This window comes from Bacillus sp. SA1-12 (assembly GCF_000981385.1).
Classification (GTDB): Bacteria; Bacillota; Bacilli; order Bacillales; family Bacillaceae; genus Metabacillus.
Map to the genome: position 1 here is coordinate 31,956 of NZ_LATZ01000134.1, position 21,337 is coordinate 53,292.

Annotated in this window: 26 protein-coding genes; 7 read left to right on the forward strand and 19 right to left on the reverse strand. The window is 35.5% G+C overall.

What is annotated here, in order from left to right:
* Positions 1 to 21: 21 nt before the first annotated feature.
* The 4 genes from WQ54_RS29680 to ilvA form a co-directional block, all read right to left on the reverse strand.
* Positions 22 to 972 (reverse strand): nucleoside hydrolase, encoded by a 951-nt coding sequence (locus WQ54_RS29680; protein ID WP_231597701.1) that lies wholly within the window; start codon positions 970 to 972, stop codon positions 22 to 24.
* Between the two features lie 222 nt (positions 973 to 1,194).
* Complete coding sequence (locus WQ54_RS29685) at positions 1,195 to 2,037, reverse strand: DegV family protein (RefSeq protein ID WP_046590210.1); 843 nt, start codon at positions 2,035 to 2,037, stop codon at positions 1,195 to 1,197.
* Between the two features lie 278 nt (positions 2,038 to 2,315).
* Entirely contained in the window at positions 2,316 to 2,567 is a 252-nt protein-coding gene (locus tag WQ54_RS29690) for a DUF2535 family protein (RefSeq protein WP_046590211.1), read from the reverse strand.
* Positions 2,568 to 2,799: 232 nt separating this feature from the next.
* Positions 2,800 to 4,068 (reverse strand): threonine ammonia-lyase IlvA, encoded by a 1,269-nt coding sequence (ilvA, locus tag WQ54_RS29695; protein WP_046590213.1) that lies wholly within the window; start codon positions 4,066 to 4,068, stop codon positions 2,800 to 2,802.
* Between the two features lie 277 nt (positions 4,069 to 4,345).
* Between ilvA and WQ54_RS29700 the strand changes: the two genes are divergently transcribed.
* Positions 4,346 to 4,987, forward strand: coding sequence for a hemolysin III family protein (locus WQ54_RS29700; protein ID WP_046590215.1), 642 nt, complete (start codon positions 4,346 to 4,348; stop codon positions 4,985 to 4,987).
* 313 nt (positions 4,988 to 5,300) lie between these two features.
* On the opposite strand, the gene WQ54_RS29705 is transcribed toward WQ54_RS29700, so the two are convergent.
* From WQ54_RS29705 to WQ54_RS29740, 9 genes are all read right to left on the reverse strand, one after another.
* Positions 5,301 to 5,792: a dihydrofolate reductase gene (locus WQ54_RS29705; RefSeq protein ID WP_046590217.1), complete on the reverse strand. Its 492-nt coding sequence runs from the start codon at positions 5,790 to 5,792 to the stop codon at positions 5,301 to 5,303.
* Entirely contained in the window at positions 5,789 to 6,583 is a 795-nt protein-coding gene (locus WQ54_RS29710) for a thymidylate synthase (RefSeq protein ID WP_046590219.1), read from the reverse strand. Before WQ54_RS29710 ends, WQ54_RS29705 begins: the two co-directional genes overlap by 4 nt.
* 42 nt (positions 6,584 to 6,625) lie before the next feature.
* Positions 6,626 to 7,366 carry a hypothetical protein gene (locus tag WQ54_RS29715; RefSeq protein WP_046590220.1) on the reverse strand — a complete coding sequence of 247 codons (741 nt, stop codon included), beginning with the start codon at positions 7,364 to 7,366 and terminating at the stop codon, positions 6,626 to 6,628.
* Between the two features lie 236 nt (positions 7,367 to 7,602).
* Positions 7,603 to 8,205, reverse strand: a complete 603-nt coding sequence (locus WQ54_RS29720) for a YpjP family protein (RefSeq protein ID WP_046590222.1) — start codon at positions 8,203 to 8,205, stop codon at positions 7,603 to 7,605.
* 755 nt (positions 8,206 to 8,960) lie between these two features.
* Positions 8,961 to 9,092 carry a YuzL family protein gene (locus WQ54_RS33180; RefSeq protein WP_084822384.1) on the reverse strand — a complete coding sequence of 44 codons (132 nt, stop codon included), beginning with the start codon at positions 9,090 to 9,092 and terminating at the stop codon, positions 8,961 to 8,963.
* A gap of 35 nt (positions 9,093 to 9,127) precedes the next feature.
* Positions 9,128 to 9,901: a class I SAM-dependent methyltransferase gene (locus WQ54_RS29725; protein WP_046590224.1), complete on the reverse strand. Its 774-nt coding sequence runs from the start codon at positions 9,899 to 9,901 to the stop codon at positions 9,128 to 9,130.
* Positions 9,902 to 10,046: 145 nt separating this feature from the next.
* Positions 10,047 to 10,481 (reverse strand): BrxA/BrxB family bacilliredoxin, encoded by a 435-nt coding sequence (locus tag WQ54_RS29730; protein ID WP_046590226.1) that lies wholly within the window; start codon positions 10,479 to 10,481, stop codon positions 10,047 to 10,049.
* A gap of 94 nt (positions 10,482 to 10,575) precedes the next feature.
* Entirely contained in the window at positions 10,576 to 11,700 is a 1,125-nt protein-coding gene (locus WQ54_RS29735; protein WP_046590228.1) for a conserved virulence factor C family protein, read from the reverse strand.
* 95 nt (positions 11,701 to 11,795) lie between these two features.
* Positions 11,796 to 12,407 carry an HD domain-containing protein gene (locus tag WQ54_RS29740; RefSeq protein ID WP_046590230.1) on the reverse strand — a complete coding sequence of 204 codons (612 nt, stop codon included), beginning with the start codon at positions 12,405 to 12,407 and terminating at the stop codon, positions 11,796 to 11,798.
* 101 nt (positions 12,408 to 12,508) lie between these two features.
* On the opposite strand from WQ54_RS29740, the gene WQ54_RS29745 reads away from it, so the two are divergent.
* The gene (locus WQ54_RS29745; RefSeq protein WP_046590231.1) at positions 12,509 to 12,745 is read left to right on the forward strand and encodes a hypothetical protein; all 237 of its coding nucleotides are present in this window, start codon (positions 12,509 to 12,511) and stop codon (positions 12,743 to 12,745) included.
* 122 nt (positions 12,746 to 12,867) lie between these two features.
* Here the strand turns inward: WQ54_RS29745 and WQ54_RS29750 are convergent, their stop codons facing one another.
* From WQ54_RS29750 to WQ54_RS29760, 3 genes are read right to left on the reverse strand one after another with little or no spacing between them, the layout of a single operon-like run.
* The gene (locus tag WQ54_RS29750; RefSeq protein ID WP_046590233.1) at positions 12,868 to 13,359 is read right to left on the reverse strand and encodes a glutathione peroxidase; all 492 of its coding nucleotides are present in this window, start codon (positions 13,357 to 13,359) and stop codon (positions 12,868 to 12,870) included.
* Between the two features lie 60 nt (positions 13,360 to 13,419).
* Positions 13,420 to 13,923, reverse strand: coding sequence for a hypothetical protein (locus WQ54_RS29755; protein ID WP_046590235.1), 504 nt, complete (start codon positions 13,921 to 13,923; stop codon positions 13,420 to 13,422).
* A 10-nt stretch (positions 13,924 to 13,933) separates the two neighbouring features.
* Positions 13,934 to 15,625: a formate--tetrahydrofolate ligase gene (locus tag WQ54_RS29760; protein ID WP_046590237.1), complete on the reverse strand. Its 1,692-nt coding sequence runs from the start codon at positions 15,623 to 15,625 to the stop codon at positions 13,934 to 13,936.
* 213 nt (positions 15,626 to 15,838) lie between these two features.
* Here WQ54_RS29760 and metA point away from each other — a divergent pair, with 213 nt between their 5' ends.
* From metA to WQ54_RS34475, 4 genes are all read left to right on the forward strand, one after another.
* A complete protein-coding gene (metA, locus tag WQ54_RS29765) occupies positions 15,839 to 16,747 on the forward strand; it encodes a homoserine O-succinyltransferase (RefSeq protein WP_046590238.1) in 909 nt (302 codons plus the stop codon).
* Positions 16,748 to 17,047: 300 nt separating this feature from the next.
* A complete protein-coding gene (locus WQ54_RS29770; protein WP_046590241.1) occupies positions 17,048 to 18,208 on the forward strand; it encodes a diglucosyl diacylglycerol synthase in 1,161 nt (386 codons plus the stop codon).
* A gap of 48 nt (positions 18,209 to 18,256) precedes the next feature.
* Positions 18,257 to 19,249, forward strand: coding sequence for a metal-dependent hydrolase (locus WQ54_RS29775; protein WP_046590242.1), 993 nt, complete (start codon positions 18,257 to 18,259; stop codon positions 19,247 to 19,249).
* Between the two features lie 182 nt (positions 19,250 to 19,431).
* Positions 19,432 to 19,578 (forward strand): hypothetical protein, encoded by a 147-nt coding sequence (locus WQ54_RS34475; RefSeq protein ID WP_197089697.1) that lies wholly within the window; start codon positions 19,432 to 19,434, stop codon positions 19,576 to 19,578.
* An 81-nt stretch (positions 19,579 to 19,659) separates the two neighbouring features.
* On the opposite strand, the gene WQ54_RS29780 is transcribed toward WQ54_RS34475, so the two are convergent.
* Both WQ54_RS29780 and WQ54_RS29785 read right to left on the reverse strand, forming a co-directional pair.
* Positions 19,660 to 19,926, reverse strand: a complete 267-nt coding sequence (locus tag WQ54_RS29780) for a phosphocarrier protein HPr (RefSeq protein WP_046590244.1) — start codon at positions 19,924 to 19,926, stop codon at positions 19,660 to 19,662.
* Between the two features lie 165 nt (positions 19,927 to 20,091).
* Positions 20,092 to 20,346, reverse strand: a complete 255-nt coding sequence (locus WQ54_RS29785; RefSeq protein WP_046590246.1) for a hypothetical protein — start codon at positions 20,344 to 20,346, stop codon at positions 20,092 to 20,094.
* Between the two features lie 271 nt (positions 20,347 to 20,617).
* On the opposite strand from WQ54_RS29785, the gene cspD reads away from it, so the two are divergent.
* Positions 20,618 to 20,818, forward strand: coding sequence for a cold-shock protein CspD (gene cspD, locus WQ54_RS29790; RefSeq protein WP_046590248.1), 201 nt, complete (start codon positions 20,618 to 20,620; stop codon positions 20,816 to 20,818).
* Positions 20,819 to 20,943: 125 nt separating this feature from the next.
* Here cspD and WQ54_RS29795 read toward each other — a convergent pair whose 3' ends face one another.
* Entirely contained in the window at positions 20,944 to 21,144 is a 201-nt protein-coding gene (locus WQ54_RS29795; protein ID WP_046590249.1) for a hypothetical protein, read from the reverse strand.
* Between the last annotated feature and the right edge of the window lie 193 nt (positions 21,145 to 21,337).

The window sequence follows — 21,337 nt, forward strand, 5'->3', positions numbered from 1 at the left end:
TGTGAAGATTTTTTGTCATTACTAAGTCAATCCCTTTTTAAAGGTCTTAACAACATCAGAAATAAATTGATGATAATCGAATCGTATGGCAATATTATGGATTGGATAGTCCGCAAGCTTCGAATACGGTCTAAAGTCACCTATACTTAATCCCCTTGCTTCCCCGTTACTAGTATCTATCTTCACTGGTTTTCTTAAGTATTGAAAATATTCATTATTCGCAACAGCCCATAAAGTAAGAAGGTCATGCATTGGCCCCCCTGAAATAGTAGGATCTCTCTTTTTATACCAATCTGAGTAAAAATCAATCATTGGTTTAAGCATCTGACCAATTTGGTCCTGTTTTGCCATGGAATATGAATGTAGTTCTTTCATTACAATTTCTGGGATAATCGCATAATTTGTTATATTCAGCGGAAATAGTTTCACATTTTCCATATATGTAAGAACAAGGTTTGCAGCATATTGATCACTATAAAAATTAGCCTCTGCTACTGGGGATGCATTACCAGGGTAGAGGAATGCCCCTCCCATCACATAAAACTCTTTTACACGTTTAAGCAAATTGGGGTATAGCACAATTGCTGTAGCAAGGGATGTTAATCTTCCAACATTAACGATTACAAGATCTGATTCGTATTCATTTATAATCGTTGTAATCTCGTGGAAATTTTCAAATTCAGATGGGGGTTCCTTTTTTAATTTTGGGATGATTGGCCCCATTCCATATTCTCCATGAATTTCAGGATAAAAGATTGGATATTCTCCTGTCAAAGGACGAACAGCTCCTCCAATAATCGGAACATTTGTACGTCCTGTAATCTCATGCAGATAGGTTGCTGTCCTTGTTGCATTTTCTTTTGGGATATTTCCATAATCAACAACTACTCCTGCAAGGTCAATTTCTTTACTATAGAACGCATAAAGCAATGCAATAATATCATCAATGCCAAAGTCTCCAAAAAACAACACTTTTTTTGCGATTATCCCTCACCACCATAATGATCAATTTGTATTGTTAAATTATATGTTAGGAATATCAAGTTATTTCAAAACATAGATGGTATATGTGGTTCAAATAATGAACAAATTTTAAGGGAGACATACCAAGAGTTATAAAAGCATAAATGAAGAGGCTGCCTCAAAAAGACGGAATCTCTTCGAGGCAGCCTGCATGCTTCTTATAATTTCTTATTACTCTGCAAAATACATAAATCCAATAGCACCGGGACCAGTATGTGTTGAAATAACTGGAGTGGTATACGATATATCAACTGCAAAATCAGGACTTATTTCCTGTATCGATTGTTTAAGCTTTAAGGCAAAATCTATTGCATCTGCATGAGCAATCCCAATAGATTTTACCGTTTTTCCTTTTACATCCTCAGCAAACTGTTTGACCAGAAATTTAACAGCTTGTGAATGGCTTCTTACTTTACCAATCGGAGTATATACACCGTTTTGAAGACTTGCAATAGGTTTGATGTTTAGCAATGATCCAATTAAGGCTTTTCCCTTGCCAATCCTTCCGCCCTTCACAAGGTTTTCTAGAGTGTCTACAGTTATATATAGGTTCGTATTTTTCTTAATTTCCTCAACTCTTTGTACTATTTCTTCACGAGTTAAACCGTTTTTCGCCATTTTAGCCGCTTCAATCACTTGGAAACCTAATGCTTTAGAAATAAATAATGAATCAATAACTGTAACCTCTGCTTGAGACATCTGTGCCGCAGCCTGTGCCGACTGAATCGTTCCGCTTAAGCTATTTGCCATATGGATCGATATAACTGTATAGCCTGCCGCAGCGAAAGACTCATAAACTTCTAGAAACTTCCCCACAGCCGGCTGTGAACTTTTAGGCAGTTCATCCGTTTTTCTCATCATCTCTATAAATTCATTAGGGAAAAGGTCTACCCCATCTGTAAAGGTGGTCTCATTAATGGTAATTGATAAAGGTATAACGGTAATATCATATTCTTCAAGTATTTCTTTGCTGATATCTAACGTAGAATCTGTCACGATTTTCACGTTGCTCAATTTACATCACATCCCAAAAGTACTATCTTCTATTTTACCTTCTGTCCACTATGTTTCAATACCACAATGAACAGCATTTGTAAACGTTTTATTACACTTCATAAATTTTAACTATATCAAAAACAATTTTCACCTTTACCTAAAAAAAAAGGGCTGTCTCATATTATAGGGTCCTACCTCCAAATGACACTATTTAGTACCAACCTAGCAGGAAGGTCCTGTATAGCGGTGTTAGTTGGAGGGGTTACCCTTTTGAGACTGCCCCATTGTTTCTGTTACTATGCATTGTTTTTCAAAATAAAGGATCCAAAGATCGCCTCATAATCAGGCCATTTTATCACCTTTTTTAAGTAATCTTTAAATGAATAAATGCTTTTTGGTTGTTTTTGAGCATAAATTGTGGTTAAAAACGTTTGTAAACGGATTTGAAGCATGAAACGGTATTTGTTATCTTCCTCCAATACTGGGATATCAGTAATTTTTACCTTCTGTCCATTCATCAGCTTGAACTCTAGGCTTTTTAATAACAAGTTATCAATCCTCTTTTTTACCCGTTTCTTATATTATAACCCAATTTTTTAATGAAGTCTGTCTAAAAATGTCATGTATAAAGATTTTTTTATTCGTTTTGTCACAGCCTATCTTTGTATTGACGGCTATGAAGATGATAAATGAAATAACTGCTGTATAATGGAAAAGGAGACTCCGCAGGTTTGTGCTACAGAGTCTCCCAGAAGTCAAGAGGCTGATTAACAGAGCTCTTTAAATCAGTAAATGAAATAAATTGCTATCTTTATTAACCTCTGTAAAATGGAAGCCTTTTTTCTTCATTCTTTGAACTAATGGACCATAATCTTCCCGCTGTTTTAATTCGATTCCGACTAGGGCAGGACCATTATCCTTGTTATTCTTTTTGGTATATTCAAAACGGCTGATATCATCGTTTGGTCCAAGAACTTCATCTAAGAATTCTCTTAGTGCTCCGGCACGCTGAGGGAAGTTTACAATAAAATAATGCTGTAAACCTTCATAAATCATTGATCGTTCTTTAATTTCTTGCATTCTGCCAATATCATTATTACCGCCGCTAACAATACATACAACGTTTTTCCCTTTAATCTGATCACCTAATAAATCAAGTGCAGCAATTGACATCGCCCCAGCCGGCTCTGCCACAATCGCATTTTCATTATATAATTCTAGAATTGTTGTACAAATTTTACCTTCAGGAACAAGTAAAACCTCATCGACAACTTCTTTGCAAATTTCAAAGGTTTTGTCCCCGATTCTTTTAACAGCCGCACCATCTACAAATTTATCAATTTCATCAAGTGAGACAACTTGATCTTCAATTTTGGATTTAAATAATGATGGTGCACCCTCTGGCTCAACCCCAATCATTTTGGTTGAAGGGGAAATACTTCTAAAGTAAGATCCTAAGCCAGAAATTAAACCACCGCCTCCGACACTGGCAATAACGAAATCGACCTCAACATCAATATCATTTAAAATTTCAACCGCAACGGTTCCTTGCCCTGCAATGACATCAACATCATCAAAAGGATGAATGAATGTCCGATTTTCTTGCTCACAGCATTCTACAGCTTTTTGATAGGCATCATCAAATGTATCTCCTGTTAAGATAATATCAACATACTCTTTACCAAATAATTCCACTTGCGATACCTTTTGGCGGGGTGTTGTAGAAGGCATAAAAATTTTACCGTGAATTTTTAATTGCCGGCAGGAATATGCAACACCTTGTGCATGATTCCCGGCACTTGCACAAACGATGCCGTTAACAGTTTGTCCTTCATTAAGCTGTTTAATCTTATTAAACGCTCCTCGAATTTTAAACGAGCGTACAACTTGCAAATCCTCACGCTTTAAATATACATTACATTGATATTTATCCGAAAGCTGTTCATTCTTTTGCAAGAGTGTATGAGTAACAACATCCTTTAACAAATGATGCGCTTTTAAAATATCTTCAACATATACCTTCTGTAAATCATTGATAGTTTGCTTCATGTTCACGACCCTTTCAACTGCTTGTTAATAGAAAATTATATCATGAATATTCAAAATATAAAGGAATTATCGAAAAGTTTTAATAAATTTTAAAATGTAACAGCTTTCATAAACTGCAGAGATTGGAAGCTTGATTGAAAATGCTAAATTCTTTAAACTAAGTTTGATAAATGATCTGTCCTATTAAGATTGAAATTAACTATTGAACCCTTTAAAAGAATATAATGTGTTAAGATAAAAACATGATCGAAATGCTTTCATATGAAAGGGGACCTATATGGCAAATACACATACATTTTCAAAAGGCGAAGAAATTGCCAATTCAATTACTCATGGAATTGGCGGATTATTAAGTATGGCAGCACTTGTTGTCTTAATTGTCTTTTCTTCAATATATGGAACAGCATGGCATATTATTAGCTTTACTATATTTGGAATTACGATGTTGCTATTATATACGGCATCGACCCTTGTTCATAGCTTTCCAGCTGGAAAAGCAAAGGACTTTTTTGAAATACTTGATCACTCCGCTATTTACTTTTTTATTGCAGGAACCTATACACCCTTTTTATTTATTGCTGTTAAAGGCTGGGTTGGCTGGACGTTGTTCGGAATTGTATGGGGACTAGCCATCGCCGGGACAATCTTTAAAGCATTTTTTGTTAAAAAATTTGTGTTCCTTTCCACCGTAATGTATGTCATTATGGGGTGGTTAATTGTTTTTGCTTGGAATGATATTACGGCGAATATTGCTGCCAACGGGGTTGCTTTATTAGTTATTGGAGGAGTCCTTTATACAGTTGGTGCCATTTTTTATGTATGGAGAGGATTTAAATATCATCACGCTATTTGGCATCTGTTTGTATTAGCAGGTTCTGTCTTTCACTTTTTTTCAATTCTTTTCTACCTCTTGCCATAAAAACAAAAGCGAAAGCGCCTGCGACCAGCCTTGGGCAAATAAGAAGCTAAGGAGTAGAAGACGTTCTTTGGCATCAATTCCTTAGCTTCTAGACTTGCGGGGGCTAGACGTTGGAAGTAAAAAGCCCGACATCTGTCGCACGGACTGCACTTACACTTCTTGGTCCTTCTAAACTGGATGTCAAGGAGCATGTCCAACTTATTGGGATTTTAATATGTCTAATAAAAACAAAAAGCAGACTCAATCAAAAACATGCTCGCTTCTGGCCCTGCTAAGGGATAAAGTGAATATGTTTTAGAGTCTGCTTTTTAACTTAGTTTTTCATTCTTTCATAAACAACAAAATCAAAATCGTAAGGATTTTTTTCGTCCTTTATACCTGGTTCTTTAGAGATCACTTTCCAATCGTTATCCTCAGTTTCTGGAAAGTATGTATCCCCCTCAAAATCATGATAGATATGTGTAACGTATAAACGATCTGTATAAGGCAGGATTTCTTTAAAAATCTCGGAACCTCCAATAACAAATATTTCTTCCTCACACTTATTAGCGAGCGCTAAGAATTCATCAATGGAGTGAAGAACCTTGCAGCCTTCACATGAAAAATTTTTGTCTCTTGTTATAATAATATTTTCCCTGCCAGGCAATGGTTTTCCAATCGATTCATAAGTTTTACGTCCCATTACAATTTTATGATTCATGGTCACTCTCTTGAAATAGGCTAAATCTTGAGGCAAGTGCCATGGGAGCTGATTATTCCTTCCGATTAATCGGTTTTTATCCATTGCATACAGTAAAGAAATCACACGCTTACAGCTCCTTTAATATGTGGATGCGGATCATAGTTTTCAATTGAAAAATCTTCAAAATTGAAGTCAAAAATCGATGTTACTTCTTTGTTAATTTTTAAAGTTGGCAAAGGTCTAGGCTCTCTTTGCAATTGTTCTTTTATTTGATCTAAATGATTTAAATATATATGGACATCTCCAAAGGTATGAACAAACTCCCCTGCCTCTAAATTTGTTGCCTGGGCCATCATATGAACTAACAATGCATATGAAGCAATGTTAAATGGTACACCTAAAAAGACATCAGCGGAGCGTTGGTATAGCTGGCATGATAATTTGCCTTCTGCAACATAAAACTGAAAAAAGCAGTGACAAGGCGGTAAGGCCATGTGATCAACGTCAGCCACATTCCAAGCAGACACGATTAATCGTCTGGAATCCGGATTGTTTTTTATTTGATTGACAACATTGGAAATCTGATCAATAGTTGAACCGTCTTTTCCAGGCCATGATCTCCATTGATGACCATAAACAGGGCCCAGCTCTCCATTTTCGTCAGCCCACTCATTCCAAATTCTGACACCATTTTCTTGGAGATATTTCACATTTGTATCTCCTTTTAGAAACCATAGCAATTCATGGAAAATGGATTTTGTATGAAGTTTCTTGGTTGTCATTAATGGAAATCCTTCTTGGAGATTGAATCTCATCTGATAGCCAAATGTACTAATAGTACCTGTACCAGTTCGATCTTCTTTTTTTACCCCGTTTTCTAAAACATGTTTGCACAAATCTAAATATTGCTTCATTTTGCCACTTCCCTTACATATACTACTTCATGTATTTTACCATTATTTATTGAGATTATCATAGTGATTATTAAGGCGTTCCGCTGCTTGTTTTTCTAATGATCGTATAAACCATGATGTCATCGGTGCCTTTTTATCAAGGGTGGATCTTGTATTTTCACTGAAATAATACAAGGCAAACGATTCTGCAAAATACTCTTCTGGAAAATTGCCATAATAAGATTGGAGTGGGAATAACTGGCCAACCTCTTGCTTCCAAATGGAAAGAAATTTAGGGTCTTTTCGGATATAATGAAAGACATAACGATCGATGGCATGTGCCATTTCATGAAGTTCAAGTGAAACGGATCCATGGCCCTTTCCATATTCACTATGGCCAATTTTGGCATATACAACTCTATCTAAACTTAATCCAGGAACTTGATTCCAGTTGGGGTCTGATTCAGAGTAACCCCTTGGTTTTGTATCTTTCAAACTCCTTAACCCATTTTGATTTGTTAATGATCCATTAAACAATTTAATTTGAATCTTTTCATTTGCTGCAAGAATCAAGATATTTTCATCTATTTTTTGTAAATTATTGATCATAATAAGTGCATCTTCTTCAGAAAAAGATGTATCAGGAAGCAAGATCATACCACCTAATACCGGTTTTGATAATACTTTTTCAGTTGAAACAAAGGAATAGGACGAAAGCGGTATCCCGTCGGGAGAAGCAAATGCTAAATGATAAAAGGGGGTCCAGATAAGTGATACAAGAAGGAAAATTAAACCCTTTTTCATGATGTACATCCTCTCAGGTGTAATAGATAATATGGGTGGTAGATTCAGTAATTTGGGCGTTTAAGCCACACAAAAATGGCTGGCAACTTTAAACTATTTCCTCTACAATTCTTTTACTCTATCATACCATATATCGGTCTATTAAACTATCTTCCCCTGTTACCTGACGGCATATAAAAAAGCACGCTATTATACTACGTGCTTTTTAGTATCGTTTATTTATCATTTTTACCAAATTAATTAACATAGCTCATCCAATTTGGCGGGGTATTTTTATCCCAAAAAATACTTCCTAAATCTTTATGGGATTGGAAAGAATCGTGATACGTATGATAATGGAAATTGAACCAATAGCCTTCTAAAGGACGATTTTCTCTGCGAACATGAAAACGCAGAACATCTTCACCTGTTTCCGTATTATAAATATGAAAGATTTTTTCGCTTGTTCCGCCGGATGGTTTTGAAACAGCGAGCTGTTGAAATAATTCGTCATCCTCTACATTTAAATAATATGTAATGATTTCTTCCATTTTTGGAAAAATCACTTCTTTAAATTCATCTTCAATTACAACGCTAATTTTATCTCCAAATTTACTATATGATTTCTCTTCTGCTTCTAACAGAATGGTCGAAATAACTTGATCTTTTGAAGGTGGGAGCTGTTCTACTTCAATACTGGCAGCTGCAGATTGATCTACGCTTTCATCTTTAAGCGGAGATTTAGAAACAGTATCTTCTGCAGGCTTTTCCTGTACGGCTAAAGAGGCAGGAGGTGTAACAAGCCCAAAGGTTGCGATTGAAAACATAATGAAGAGTGATTTTCTTAACCATTTATTCATACTGGCTCTTCCTTCCAAAAATTCTAGTATACTACAATCTTAACATATACCTAGTAGTATGAATATATCAAATTGGTTACAAATTTATACAAACCATCAATAAAATCAACGATAATTCTTTTAATAAATAGAAAAAACGTTTAAAATAAGTTGTACGAACGCATATTAAGGATATCACTTTAGGAGGGCTAAATGATGAGCTATGATACAATTTTCTTTATTGGCTGCTTTATAACTCTTGCCTACTTTATTTATGTAGAGATTACAGACTAACTTACATATTAAAAAATCGGAAACGCCTTGCCCAGCTACGTATGCTGAAGCCTGATGGTTAGCGAGACTTATCTGACCTTTATGGGCAGTAGATTTCTAACAAATATACTTTACACGAACTCACTATACTGCCCGTTAAGGTGGGAAAAATGAGACTTTCATTTTTATCCATACTGATGATTAGCAAGACTTACCGGACTTTTACAGACAGTTATAATTAAAAATTCATTTAAACACTAACTCTCTTTACTCCACGTAAAGGTGCGGCATAGGAAACACGAAGAGCAGATTGACTTAGCATATATGGAAGGGGAAGTGCATTTTGTTTTGGCGCTGGCCGTCAATTACACGACTTCCATCACCCTGACTGCACTTTCACGTCTCGTTCTTAGGAACAAGACACCAAAACTAAGTAAATAGAGTCTCCTTTATACTTCACATAAAAACGGATGCTTCAATTTAGGGCACCCGTTTTTACGCTTCTAGGTTCTTTTTGTTTTTTTTCTAGCTGAATCCAGTTGTTTTCCCTCTGCTTCATTCATCGTCGTTCCTTGACCCTCCACATTAGGAGAACTTAAACCTGTTCTTGAAGGATCTTTTCTTCTCTTTGGCATCTTCAACACCTCCACATTTTTATCATTTACTATCGCTAAATTTCTATTACGCCATAATGGAATTTAGCTGATTTTCGAATGTGGACAGTAAAACCGAATTCTTGAAATCGGCTGCTTCTCCAATGGTCTTTTAAGACAACCCTCCGTCTCGCAACTCGTTTCGCTTCCATTATTGCTTCTTTATGCAGTGCTGAAAAATTAGCGACACTTTTTAAAGGTAAGATTCCAATTGATCCTTCAATGGTTTCTTCAAACATTGGGTCAAAATAGATAACATCATATGAACGATCAGGGCATTGTCGTAAATAGGATAAATGATCACTAATCGAAACATTAATCCTTTTCATCGCCTGATCTAAAACATCTAAGCCCGTTTGCCATTGCTTCAACCCTTTTTTTACAATGTAAGCTAAGCTTTTGCTTTCTTCAATCCCTTTAACAAAGCCTTTATCACCAACTATGTAGCTAGCAATAATGCTATCTGATGCCAAGCCAAGTGTACAATCTAAAAAGAAATCTCCTTTTTGAAGGTTGCACGCTTCGCAAAAAGGATCCTTTTCGCCTCTTAAAAGCCTTTTAATCCGAAACATTGCAGAATTTGGGTGAAAAAACAAAGGATTTTCTTGATCTAATAAATGAAGCTCTAAACGATTCTTTCCTACAACAAGGATATTTTCCTGATGAGTTTTTTTAAAATCAGAAACAGCTTGTTTATTGCGTTTTAAAAATTGTGCACTCAATTCAGAAGCAATCTCCATAGCTGTTTGGATTAAATGAGTATCTGGCCTTCCTGAAGTTGTAACAATCATTACTTTTCTCTACTTTCTTTGCAATTAAAAAGACTGTCTCAAAACTAAAGGGCCAGCCCCCTCGAACTCAATATATAGGATCTTAAGAATTCTATATACTGAGTTTAGTGGAGGGGGTCAGACCCTTATGAGACAGCCTCTTCTCTTAGCAATATTTATTAAAGGCACTTTCTAAATTTTGCATGATCGCCTCTATTGAATTCCCTTCAATATCATGACGAGGGATAAAGTGAACAACCTCGCCATCCTTTACTAGCGCCATTGATGGTGATGATGGTTCATATCCTTTAAAATATTCACGCATCTTGCTTGTTGCCTCTTTATCTTGTCCGGCAAATACAGTAACAAGATGATCAGGCTTTTTCTCAGTATTTAAAACAGATTGGGTAGCTGCAGGGCGTGCCAAACCTGCTGCACAACCACATACAGAGTTAACAACAACAAGCGTTGTACCTTTTGCAATATTTATAAATGCTTCTACTTCCTCTTCTGTCGTCAGCTCCTGAAATCCTGCATTTGTCAGTTCTGCTCTCATGGGCATCACAATTTGTCTCATATATTCTTCATATGCCATTGACATAATAATCCCTCCGAATCTTTCTCCAAGTAATTAAAGAATACTATAGAGAATCTGCCTTTGCAAATACTCAAAAGTGATATTTAACAATAAGATTTTATCCTTTTCTGCTTTCAGTCATTTGCTTCCAGACTGACCCTTTTGCCGCTTCGCCGCCTTCAATTCGTTCAATCGCCATTCTCACCTGCATGCTAACCTCGAATTCATTGTCATCCTCTGCTTGTTTTAAAGCAGGAACTGCCGTTTTATCCCCTACTTCATATAAAAACATGGCCGCTCTCCATCTTACCAGTTTATTCTTATCTTTTAATGCTTCCATCATTGGAACTATTGCTTGTGGATCACCAATATCAGATAAGCAATCTCCCGCTGTTCTTCTAACAGTAACAGACTTATCCTTTAATGCTTTATATAATAAAGGGAGGACAGAAGGCTTTTCGATCATTCCCAAATAAACTGTAGCAAGCCTTCTAATTGACGGTTTCTCATCATTTAAAGCTTTTTCTAAAACAGGGAGATCATCTTCTGTTGGATCCATTTGCTCCAGATGAGCAAATCTTACAGACCAATCTTCATCATCTAACATTTCAAGTGTTACTTTATATGATTTTCTTTTCGGCGGATTTGTTTGCTTATCAATTGCAGTGGCAGCTTTCAAAAGTCTTTGTAATCGCTCATCAGAGTACGCAGCACTTATCTCATCTACAACTTCCTTACCAATCTCAGCAAGCTCGCCATATCTTACTCCATGTTCCTTCCACTGACGATCCAGTACAATGTTTTCGTTCGCTTGTTGTGCTGCTAAAACAGCTGTTTTAAAACGGTCAGGTAAACCAAAACGTTCTTCTGACATTCCATCGGTTAATTTAACCTGCATAGGAATATTATTAAACATCTGAACGAAAACCTTCACTTCACCAAACGCTTCATCTAGCTGTTTGCCGTCCCGGCTTTCTTCGTCTACAGCCTCCCCAAAAGCTTGGCGAACCTGAGCAAGTATATCCTTCCAATCATATTTAGCATTTCTTTCAACAGCGAGAAAATCCGCTACATGATAAACTCCTTTTACTCCTTCAATTTTAAGAATTTCACCAATAATACCCGGCGCTTCTTCCGCTTGGTCCTTTTTATAATTATTACTTTTTCCAGAGGGAAGCTCTTCTGTCAAAAGCACCTTCATTGTATTTGGACTTGGAGTAGGTTCAATTGATTTTATTTTCATTATGAGCACTCCTTCTTCTCATCGTAATATTAGTGTAACATAGCAGTTTTTATCGTGCTATTTTCATGTTTCGGGCATCTATATGCATCTTTTGACTATTTTCTCCCATTCCACTCATGATAAAACTGACTTAAATAGAGTTCAAGGAATTGATGTCTTTCTTTTGCAAGAACTCTGCCTGCATTTGTGTTCATTAAGTCTTTTAACTTAAGTAATTTATCATAAAAATGACTTATAGCATCAGTATTTCCCTCTACATCTGGATGATAGATGAGGTTTCCTTTTGAACCTGCATAGGCAAATGTCCGTGCAATTCCAATTGCTCCAATTGCATCAAGCCTATCAGCATCTTGAACCACCTTGGCAGCAAGGGTTAATTGATCTTGAGGTATCTTTTTTCGAAAGCTTATCACTTTAATAATGCTGATCACATCATGTGTCACCTTTTGGTCAATACCTAAATCCAGTAAAAACTGTTCAACTTGGCTGACATCAAGCTTAATGTTCTCAGAAAGCTTATCATCTATTAAGTCATGAAGTAATGCAGCTAATTCAACAATGAACAGATTTGCATTTTCTTCTTTCCCTATATACAATGCATTCCGTCGCACACGGTCGATATGCCACCAGTCATGACCGCTTCCTTCATTGTAAAGCCTTTTATAGACAAAATCTTCAACATTCTGAACTATTAATTTGTTATCCATACGGCAACTCCTATATATGTTATAAGCGAACGATTATGATATTAACACTTACAAACGAGTGATCATATAGTATCATATCAATTTTTTAAAGGTGTGTTTTGATGAGAAATCCACAGCAAATCATAGGTCAAGCTTGGACTGGAAGGCATGTTGTCATCCTGCAGTGCAGTGAAACAAATAAGCTGATAAAGGTATACAAGAGCTATCATGCTCCAATCGAACCCCCTCGTTTCAATTGTGCGGAAACACTTTCACAGTTACTTAGCATTGGTTATCGTATTCATGCAATGGCTCCATTGCCTAATCAGCGGATCCAGTATGTATTGGTATTATTCTAATATGGCACTCTTGTCATAATAGAAAGTCTGTCAGCCATTCACCAATTGCTTCAAAGTCCGGCTTCCCCATCTCTCACTTCATGCAAATATGTCTGCCCTAACAGAAATAAAAAGAAGAAGCCTTATTTTACGACTTCTTTTAAAAGATTTACGATATCTGGTTTTATTTCAATTGGATTCGTATTTGGTGAATAACGCTTTACGACTTCCCCATTAGCATTTATCAAAAACTTTGTAAAATTCCATTTTATTGCCTTGCTTCCTAATATCCCCGGAGCTTTTTCAGTTAAGAATACAAATAGTTGATGAGCATTTTCTCCATTTACATCAATCTTTGAAAACATCGGAAAACTTACGCCGTAATTCACTTCACAAAAGCTTTCGATTTCTTTATTTTCTCCTGGTTCCTGTCCCATAAACTGGTTGCAAGGAAAACCTAAAACGGTAAATCCTTGATTACCATATTGTTCATATAGCTCTTGCAATTCTTTGTACTGAGGGGTAAATCCACATTTACTTGCTGTATTTACAATTAATAACACTTGATTTTTGTATTTACTTAAAGTTGTCTTTTCCCCATTTATTGTTTCCACTTCAATTTCGTAAATACTCATAGTCATCCCTCCCAGACTCCATCTTTACATATCATTCATGTAAAATTCAACTATAAACAACTAATGAGCGATCATTACCTGTAGCAGTGAACGTAAATGATCAATTATTTGCAGCAGGTCCTCAATATCATCTTCACCATAAGATCTTTGAAAATTCACCTCATAGCAATGATAATAGATTTCTGAGTTTGCAGTTACTTCTTCAGTTACTAATAGCTTAATCGAATGTTCATCCCACAGTTTCTTTAGCTTTCTTAGCAGGAGTTCATCATATGTCTTACTCCTCTTCTCCTCTAGAAGGAGTACTTTTATATAGCATCCTGGTTTTTCAATGGTTTGACTTAGTTCTCCAGAAATTTGATCTTGGTCCATGTAAATTTCCAGTATAGCAGAGGGACTTTTCTTCTTTTCATTTCCAAACGTTATCTTAAACTTTCTAGTCATTGTCGCTAAATCTACAATATCACTTCTATTCAAAACTTTGATCATATCTTCTAGGTCTAAATCATAGACATAGCCTTCTACGATCACCTTTAAATTATCAAAAACAGTTGGATCAAACATGACATCCTCCTTAAAACAATCCAGTTGCAAGACCTTCATCCGTAACATTCATAGCTAGTGCGGCTGGTTTCTTTGGTAAACCTGGCATTGTCATAATACTCCCAGTTAACGCAACAATAAAACCTGCCCCAAGTGAAACCTTACATTCTCGAATAGTGATCATAAAATTTTCCGGTCTTCCTAAAATGTGAGCCTCATCGGTTAATGAATACTGTGTTTTCGCCATGCAGATTGGTAAATGGCCCCACCCCAGTTTTTCAAACTCACTTATTTGTTTTTCAGCTTTACTAGTATATTGAACTCCTGATGCACCATAAACAATCGTTGCGATATGAAAGATTTTTTGCTTTATAGAGGAAGACGTAGAATATAAGTATTGAAATTTATTTTGTTCACTTTCAATTATTTCTAAAAGTTTCCTTGCTAACTCTATTCCCCCTTTCCCTCCATGTTCCCACACTTCACAAAGTGCTGACGGGTGAGAATTTTCTTTGCACCATTCCAAGATTCCTTTTATTTCTTTCTCTGTGTCTGTGGTAAATTTATTGATTGCCACAACATACGGCAGCCCAAAACTTTTAATTGTTTCTATATGCTTGGTTAAATTAGCAACCCCTGCCATTAATGCTGCAGTGTCCTCATGCTGTAGCTCATCCTTTTTCTTACCTCCATGCATTTTTAATGCTCTAATTGTTGCAACAATCACCACTGCAGAAGGATGGATCTGGCCAATTCTCGCTTTTATATTAAGAAATTTTTCAGCGCCCAGATCTGCTCCAAAGCCAGCTTCTGTCACGACATAATCTCCTAGTTTTGCTGCCATTTTCGTAGCTAAAAGACTGTTGCAGCCATGGGCAATATTAGCAAATGGCCCGCCATGAACTAGAGCAGGAGTATGTTCAATCGTTTGTACTAAATTAGGCTTGAGCGCATCCTTCAAAATTAGCGTCAAGGCACCCTCATACCCTAAATCAGCAACCGTTACTGGTTTATTTGAATATGTATACCCAATCACGATTCTGGCAAGTCTGGAACGCAAATCAGCCAGACTGTCAGCTAAACAAAAGATAGCCATAATCTCTGATGCAACTGTAATATCAAAATGATCTTCACGTGGAACGCCATTTGTTGGTCCCCCTAGACCAATGGTAATATTTCGAAGCGATCGATCATTTAAATCTAATACTCGTTTCCAGGTTATCCTTCGTGGGTCTATTTCCAACACATTTCCTTGATAGATATGATTATCTATAAAAGAGGCTAACGCATTGTTCGCTGTTGAAATAGCATGGAGATCACCTGTAAAATGTAAGTTTATATCTTCCATAGGAAGGACTTGTGAATACCCTCCTCCTGTAGCCCCGCCCTTAAGACCCATTGTTGGTCCTAAAGAAGGCTCTCTCATTGCCACTATTGCGCGTTTCTTTAATTGATTAAGCGCTTGTGCCAATCCAACGGTTACCGTTGATTTTCCTTCTCCTGCTGGTGTTGGATTAATTGAGGTTACTAGAATAACTTGACCTGATGACTGATCTTTAAGTCGATCAAGAACGTTCAATGATAACTTTGCTTTATATTTTCCATAAAGTTCATATTCATCATCCTTTAGTTCTAAATAATCTTCGGCAAGTAGTTTGATTGGTTTTAAGAGTGCTTCTTGAGCAATCTCAATATCTGACTTGAAATGATTATTTGTATTCACACTTTTTTCCTCACTTTGCTAGATTTATCCTTCATAATAATTTACCATGTATTATGAATTTATTTGTTTGCCTTTAGATTCTTCAAACATAACATTAGAATTCCCCATTTGTGATTAATGAATAAAAAAACATAAAATTCGAATTGAATTATTTTTCTAAACTTTCTATAATAAAGAATCAATGAAAGATGAATTTTTACGGGGGTGCTTTTATTGCCGATTAACATACCTAGTCATTTACCGGCTAAAGAAATCTTAGAACAAGAGAATATATTTATTATGGACGAAAAGAGAGCATATTCTCAGGATATTCGCCCTTTAAATATCCTTATCTTAAATATTATGCCTGAAAAGGAAAAAACAGAAACTCAATTATTACGATTATTGGGGAATTCTCCACTGCAAGTAAACATAACATTTTTAAGACCTGAGACTCACACGTCAAAAACGACGGCAATGGAGCATTTGAAGGAATTCTACACAACCTTTAAACATATTCAGCATCGAAAATTTGACGGCATGATTATTACGGGAGCACCAATTGAACACTTAGAATTTGAAAAAGTTTCTTATTGGTCTGAATTAAAAGCAATTATGGATTGGACAAAAACAAATGTAACCTCAACTTTACATATTTGTTGGGGTGCACAAGCAGGACTTTTCCATCACTATGGCGTAAATAAATATAAACTGGATAAAAAATGCTTTGGTATTTTCAAGCATGAAATTGTCAATCCAACTATAAAATTATTAAGAGGCTTCGACGACCAATATTATGTTCCACATTCAAGACATACCGATGTATTAAAAGAAGAAATTGATGGAATAAAAGAGCTACAAATTCTTTCTTATTCACAAGAGGCCGGTGTTTGCTTGGTAATGTCTGAAGATGGCAAACAAATATTTTTAACCGGTCATCCTGAATATGAACGGACCTCTTTAAAAGATGAGTATGAAAGAGACCTTGCAAAAGGTTTGGCAATCGATCTGCCTGTTAATTATTTTGAAGACAATGATCCAAGTAAAGAGCCGATTCAATGTTGGAGGTCACATGGAAATCTTCTTTTTGTAAATTGGCTTAACTACTATGTTTACCAGGAGACACCTTATATTTGGAATTGAAAGGGTAAGAATAAAATACCCATTGCTTTAAAATGAATGAAAAAGAATAGGGCAGAGAGAATGCATGCTTTCTGCCTTATTCAATCATGCATTACGTTTTGCCATATGAATAATATTCTTTTCTAAAATTCAATCTTTTTACGATATTTTACATCTTAAGAAATACTTAATAATTGCTTTATAAAAAAGTAACAATTATATGGTAATCTTTAAGACAAATTCGGTTCAATCTGTCATATATATTCATAGTGAGGACTGGATTTGATAATTTGATCCGTTTCCGATTAGATTGAGGTGAAAATGTTGAAAAGAAATTCAAAGGTGTTAATATTAACAGCAAAATATGGTAATGGCCATGTACAAGTGGCAAAAACATTAGAAAACAAATGTAAGGAGCTCGGTTTCGAAAAGGTCATTGTCTGTAATCTTTATTCTGAGTCATTTCCCGTATTTTCTGAGATTACTCAATATTTATATTTAAAAAGCTTTTCGATTGGAAAGCAATTTTACCGATTGTTTTACTATGGTGTAGATAAAATTTATAACAAACGAATGATGAATCTCTATTTTAAAATGGGACATAAACGATTACATGAAATTGTAAAAACTGAGCAGCCAGATATGATCATTAATACATTCCCTATGATTGTTGTACCTGAATATCGCAGAAAAACCGGTACGATCATTCCCACCTTCAATGTCTTAACTGACTTTTGCTTACACAGAATCTGGATTCATGAAAATATCGATAAATATTATGTAGCAACAAACCATGTGAAGGAAAAGCTGATTCAGTTAGGCGTTCATCCAGGCAGAGTAAAGGTTACTGGAATCCCTATACGTTCACAATTCGAGGAGGATCTAAATAAACAAGATATTTATACAAAATATAATTTGGATCAAAATAAAAAAACACTGTTAATCATGGCAGGTGCACACGGTGTCTTAAAAAATGTGAAAGAATTGTGCCATTCTTTTATTTCTAAAAGCGAAAACATTCAAACGGTTGTTGTTTGCGGAAATAATACCCCTTTAAAGGAAAGTCTTGAACCTCTTGCTAAAAGTTATCCAAAACAATTTAAAGTTTTAAGCTATGTTGAAAGAGTGGATGAGCTTTATCGGATCACATCATGCATGATAACAAAGCCAGGCGGAATCACCTTAACAGAAGCAACCTCTTTAGGTGTGCCAGTTGTTCTCTTTAAGCCTGTTCCTGGTCAGGAAAAAGAAAATGCTCATTTTTTTGAAGACAATGAAGCTGCAATTATTGTTAACCAAATAGAAGATATAGCTGAGGAAGTCCACAAACTCCTTAGTGATGAAACGAAATTAACACAAATGAAGGAAAATATAAAAAGAATTCATGTACCAAAATCAGCTGACTTAATAGTGGATGATATGGTGAAGGAAGCTGCTTTTATTAGAGACAAACAGCTGATCGCTGGCTCCGTAAATTATTAAAATTGTTTAAAAGGATGATTTGGGGTAATTTTTCCCTGGAGGTTTAGCATGGACACAAGTACACATATTGCGATTGGATTTGGGTTGGCAGGACTTGCAAATATTGATCCCGCCATTGCCTCTAATCCGATGTTAGCTCAAGCCATCCTGTTAGGAACTGTTATCGGATCTAATGCGCCGGATTTTGATTATGCAATTAAGCTTTTTAAAGGAAATGGAATGTATACGGAACACCATCGCGGAGGATCTCATTCACTCCCTGCTATTATCTTATGGTCATTCACTATTTCAGCTCTTATTTTTATCTTTTATAACCAAATACCCTTTATGTCCCTTTTGTTTTGGACATTATTGGCAGTTAGTGTACATGTTGGCTTCGACATTCTAAACGTATATGGAACACAGGCTGGGAGACCCTTTACAAAGAAATGGCTCTCATTAAATTTCATTCCGTTATTTGATCCGATTATTATGTTTGGACATTGGATTGGTTTTATCCTGTGGTTAGCAGGTGTTTCACCTGGTATTACCTTTATGTATGTATATATCGTATTAGCTATTTATCTCACCTTACGGTATATCATTTCAGTAAACAAACGAAATTTATTATATTCAACAAAAAAAGCAGGAAACTTTACCATCATTCCATCTATGTCATTGCACAAGTGGGATTTTGTTTATGAAACTGAGTCTGATTATGATGTCGGCTCCATTATCGGCAAAGAGATCCTTTGGGTTCATCATTTTAAAAAATCGGATCAAGAAGATGCTATTGTTCGAGCCTCATTAGCTGATAAAAATGTTCAGCATTTTTTAGCAAATTCAAAACATACACATACTATGTATTTTTCAACATCATCAGGTATAGAAGTTCGCTGGATTGATTTGCGTTTCCGACATAAGGAGCATTATCCTTATATGGCAATTGTTAAGCTTGACCCCGCTTTAAATATTTTAGCTTCATATGCTGGCTGGGTACACCATTCAAGAAAGTTGAACGAAAAACTAATTACTGAAACGAAAAAAGCAATGCCTTTATAATCGAAAAAAATGTCTGATACTCCCTTTAGGTTTGTTTACAAGGTTTCACGATGCTGTATGAATCTTTTATTAGCTGCATTTCAATATAAGTGCATGAAGAGCATCATAACTTGGAGATATTAATGAATACCTACCTATAAAGGTATGGATATCCAAACTGGAACAATGTATAGGAGGCCACTATGACGAAGAAATTTAACAAGGGGAGCAAAAATCAAAATTCACCTGAAAATGGATCATATCAAATGGAGATTGCACAAGATCACTTACCAGGTGACAATAGTAAAGGCAATAAGAGGAATAAAGTTAAAAAGGATAAATCCAATTAATAAAACTTCAATAAAATAGAGGCTGACTTTTTAGAAGTCAGCCTCTATTTTTTAACTTAGTTGCTTTCTGCGTGCAATTATTTATTCGCCAAGTCCTTCTGTAGCTATTGCCCGTTTAACAGCTTCAAGAGCTGCTTCTTCATCGCTGCCGCTTGCTGAAATTTTAACTACGGCGCCTTTTGCAATACCTAAAGACATGACACCCATTATTGATTTTAAATTTACTGTTCTTCCATTTGCTTCAAGGTTGACATCAGCTGTGAAAGAATTTACAGCATTTACTAATGCAGTTGCAGGTCTAGCATGCAAACCTGCCTCGCTCGTAATTGTAAAGGTTTGTTCTACCATTTCCATTCTCCTTCCATTATCGCCAATATTTTTTCCAAAGTAGCTTTATCTTATTTATGTATGATGAATATGTATGATTTCTTTCATCTCATGAAGCTGTTAGAAAAAGCTACGTTAGTTATTACCATTATTATAAACTTTTTTTAAAAAAAGGGAACTAGTTTATTAGTCAATTTGATAGACATTTTCACATTTTATTGCATATTGAATATGTAAAGTAAAAGTATCTGTATTCATCCTTTCTATTAAGATTGAATTTCGTTCATAATCATGTAAAAGAGCGATTTCAGACTTCTTTAACTTTAATATGGCCCTGTCACATCTTTTAATAAATTGATAAGCTCTAGTAAATCCTGCTTCATCTATATTTCGACTACTCGTTAATAAAATTTCTGCTCCATGTATGTTCAGCTTGTGCATACATATCCTCTCCACTGTTTTTTATTCATTATATGCTTGGTCAGTTGTGACTATATCCACTATTATTAGCAGGATGGAAAGTTTCTGAAAGTTTTGTTAAAATATTCTGCATAACCTTGACGAAGTTCATAAAATTGTTGTATATTAAAAACATCATTAAGCTGAGTATATATGATAACGTTTTAATAACATCTTTTTACATATTATATTCATTAATGATAAAATTTGTTTTAGCACCACCTGTGCTACAGTATTAGGAGGATTAAGTACTATGCAAAACGGTAAAGTAAAATGGTTTAACAACGAAAAAGGATTCGGTTTTATCGAAGTTGAAGGCGGAGACGATGTATTCGTACACTTCACAGCTATCCAAGGCGACGGCTACAAATCATTAGAAGAAGGTCAAGAGGTATCTTTCGAAATCGTTGAAGGTAACCGCGGACCACAAGCTGCTAACGTTACAAAGTTATAATCACAAGGCAACTTACAACTTGTGATTTAACCATAAACACTCAAATGAACAGAGGCTGAGTTTACTCCGCCTCTTTTTTATATATCTTTTTCTATTAATTATTTCCTCTTTCTATTTCCGCTTCTTTAACGAGACGAGTTCGGCTTCTGACTGACAATTAAGTACTCGATCGCCTTAATATTTTGCTTAATGCTTTTCTCTATTCTACTTACCTCCATTTGATTAAAAATATTTGCGTTGTTCGCTATAAAGACTAATTTATCTAGATCTCTATAAATTTCTGAGAATGCTTCTTTGATCGTTGAATCTAATGGCTCATTACCCATGTCATTTTTCACTCCTCAAGACTATCTTAAACCGAATTTCTAGTTAAAAGGGTCCATATATGTGCTATATTTTTACAAAGTCATCTTCTCATTCATTTTAACATGACATTTCCGTTTTAGATATATATACATGTTTGTTTTTTTTAGCGAATATTTTTCCCTAAATTCCAAAACCTATAAAATGGAGGTGTTT

Excerpts from the sequence above, each read along its gene's own strand:
- WQ54_RS29780 (WP_046590244.1), bottom strand. The coding sequence starts at position 19,926 with ATGGTAGAACAAACCTTTACAATTACGAGCGAGGCAGGTTTGCATGCT.
- WQ54_RS29745 (WP_046590231.1), top strand. The coding sequence starts at position 12,509 with ATGAGAAATCCACAGCAAATCATAGGTCAAGCTTGGACTGGAAGGCAT.
- WQ54_RS29770 (WP_046590241.1), top strand. The coding sequence starts at position 17,048 with ATGTTGAAAAGAAATTCAAAGGTGTTAATATTAACAGCAAAATATGGT.
- WQ54_RS29700 (WP_046590215.1), top strand. The coding sequence starts at position 4,346 with ATGGCAAATACACATACATTTTCAAAAGGCGAAGAAATTGCCAATTCA.
- WQ54_RS33180 (WP_084822384.1), bottom strand. The coding sequence starts at position 9,092 with ATGCCAAAGAGAAGAAAAGATCCTTCAAGAACAGGTTTAAGTTCTCCT.
- WQ54_RS29755 (WP_046590235.1), bottom strand. The coding sequence starts at position 13,923 with ATGTTTGATCCAACTGTTTTTGATAATTTAAAGGTGATCGTAGAAGGC.
- WQ54_RS29725 (WP_046590224.1), bottom strand. The coding sequence starts at position 9,901 with ATGATTGTTACAACTTCAGGAAGGCCAGATACTCATTTAATCCAAACA.
- ilvA (WP_046590213.1), bottom strand. The coding sequence starts at position 4,068 with ATGAAGCAAACTATCAATGATTTACAGAAGGTATATGTTGAAGATATT.
- WQ54_RS29785 (WP_046590246.1), bottom strand. The coding sequence starts at position 20,346 with ATGCACAAGCTGAACATACATGGAGCAGAAATTTTATTAACGAGTAGT.
- WQ54_RS29750 (WP_046590233.1), bottom strand. The coding sequence starts at position 13,359 with ATGAGTATTTACGAAATTGAAGTGGAAACAATAAATGGGGAAAAGACA.
- WQ54_RS29720 (WP_046590222.1), bottom strand. The coding sequence starts at position 8,205 with ATGAATAAATGGTTAAGAAAATCACTCTTCATTATGTTTTCAATCGCA.
- WQ54_RS29715 (WP_046590220.1), bottom strand. The coding sequence starts at position 7,366 with ATGAAAAAGGGTTTAATTTTCCTTCTTGTATCACTTATCTGGACCCCC.
- WQ54_RS29795 (WP_046590249.1), bottom strand. The coding sequence starts at position 21,144 with ATGGGTAATGAGCCATTAGATTCAACGATCAAAGAAGCATTCTCAGAA.
- cspD (WP_046590248.1), top strand. The coding sequence starts at position 20,618 with ATGCAAAACGGTAAAGTAAAATGGTTTAACAACGAAAAAGGATTCGGT.
- WQ54_RS29735 (WP_046590228.1), bottom strand. The coding sequence starts at position 11,700 with ATGAAAATAAAATCAATTGAACCTACTCCAAGTCCAAATACAATGAAG.
- WQ54_RS29710 (WP_046590219.1), bottom strand. The coding sequence starts at position 6,583 with ATGAAGCAATATTTAGATTTGTGCAAACATGTTTTAGAAAACGGGGTA.
- WQ54_RS29730 (WP_046590226.1), bottom strand. The coding sequence starts at position 10,481 with ATGTCAATGGCATATGAAGAATATATGAGACAAATTGTGATGCCCATG.
- WQ54_RS34475 (WP_197089697.1), top strand. The coding sequence starts at position 19,432 with ATGACGAAGAAATTTAACAAGGGGAGCAAAAATCAAAATTCACCTGAA.
- WQ54_RS29740 (WP_046590230.1), bottom strand. The coding sequence starts at position 12,407 with ATGGATAACAAATTAATAGTTCAGAATGTTGAAGATTTTGTCTATAAA.
- WQ54_RS29775 (WP_046590242.1), top strand. The coding sequence starts at position 18,257 with ATGGACACAAGTACACATATTGCGATTGGATTTGGGTTGGCAGGACTT.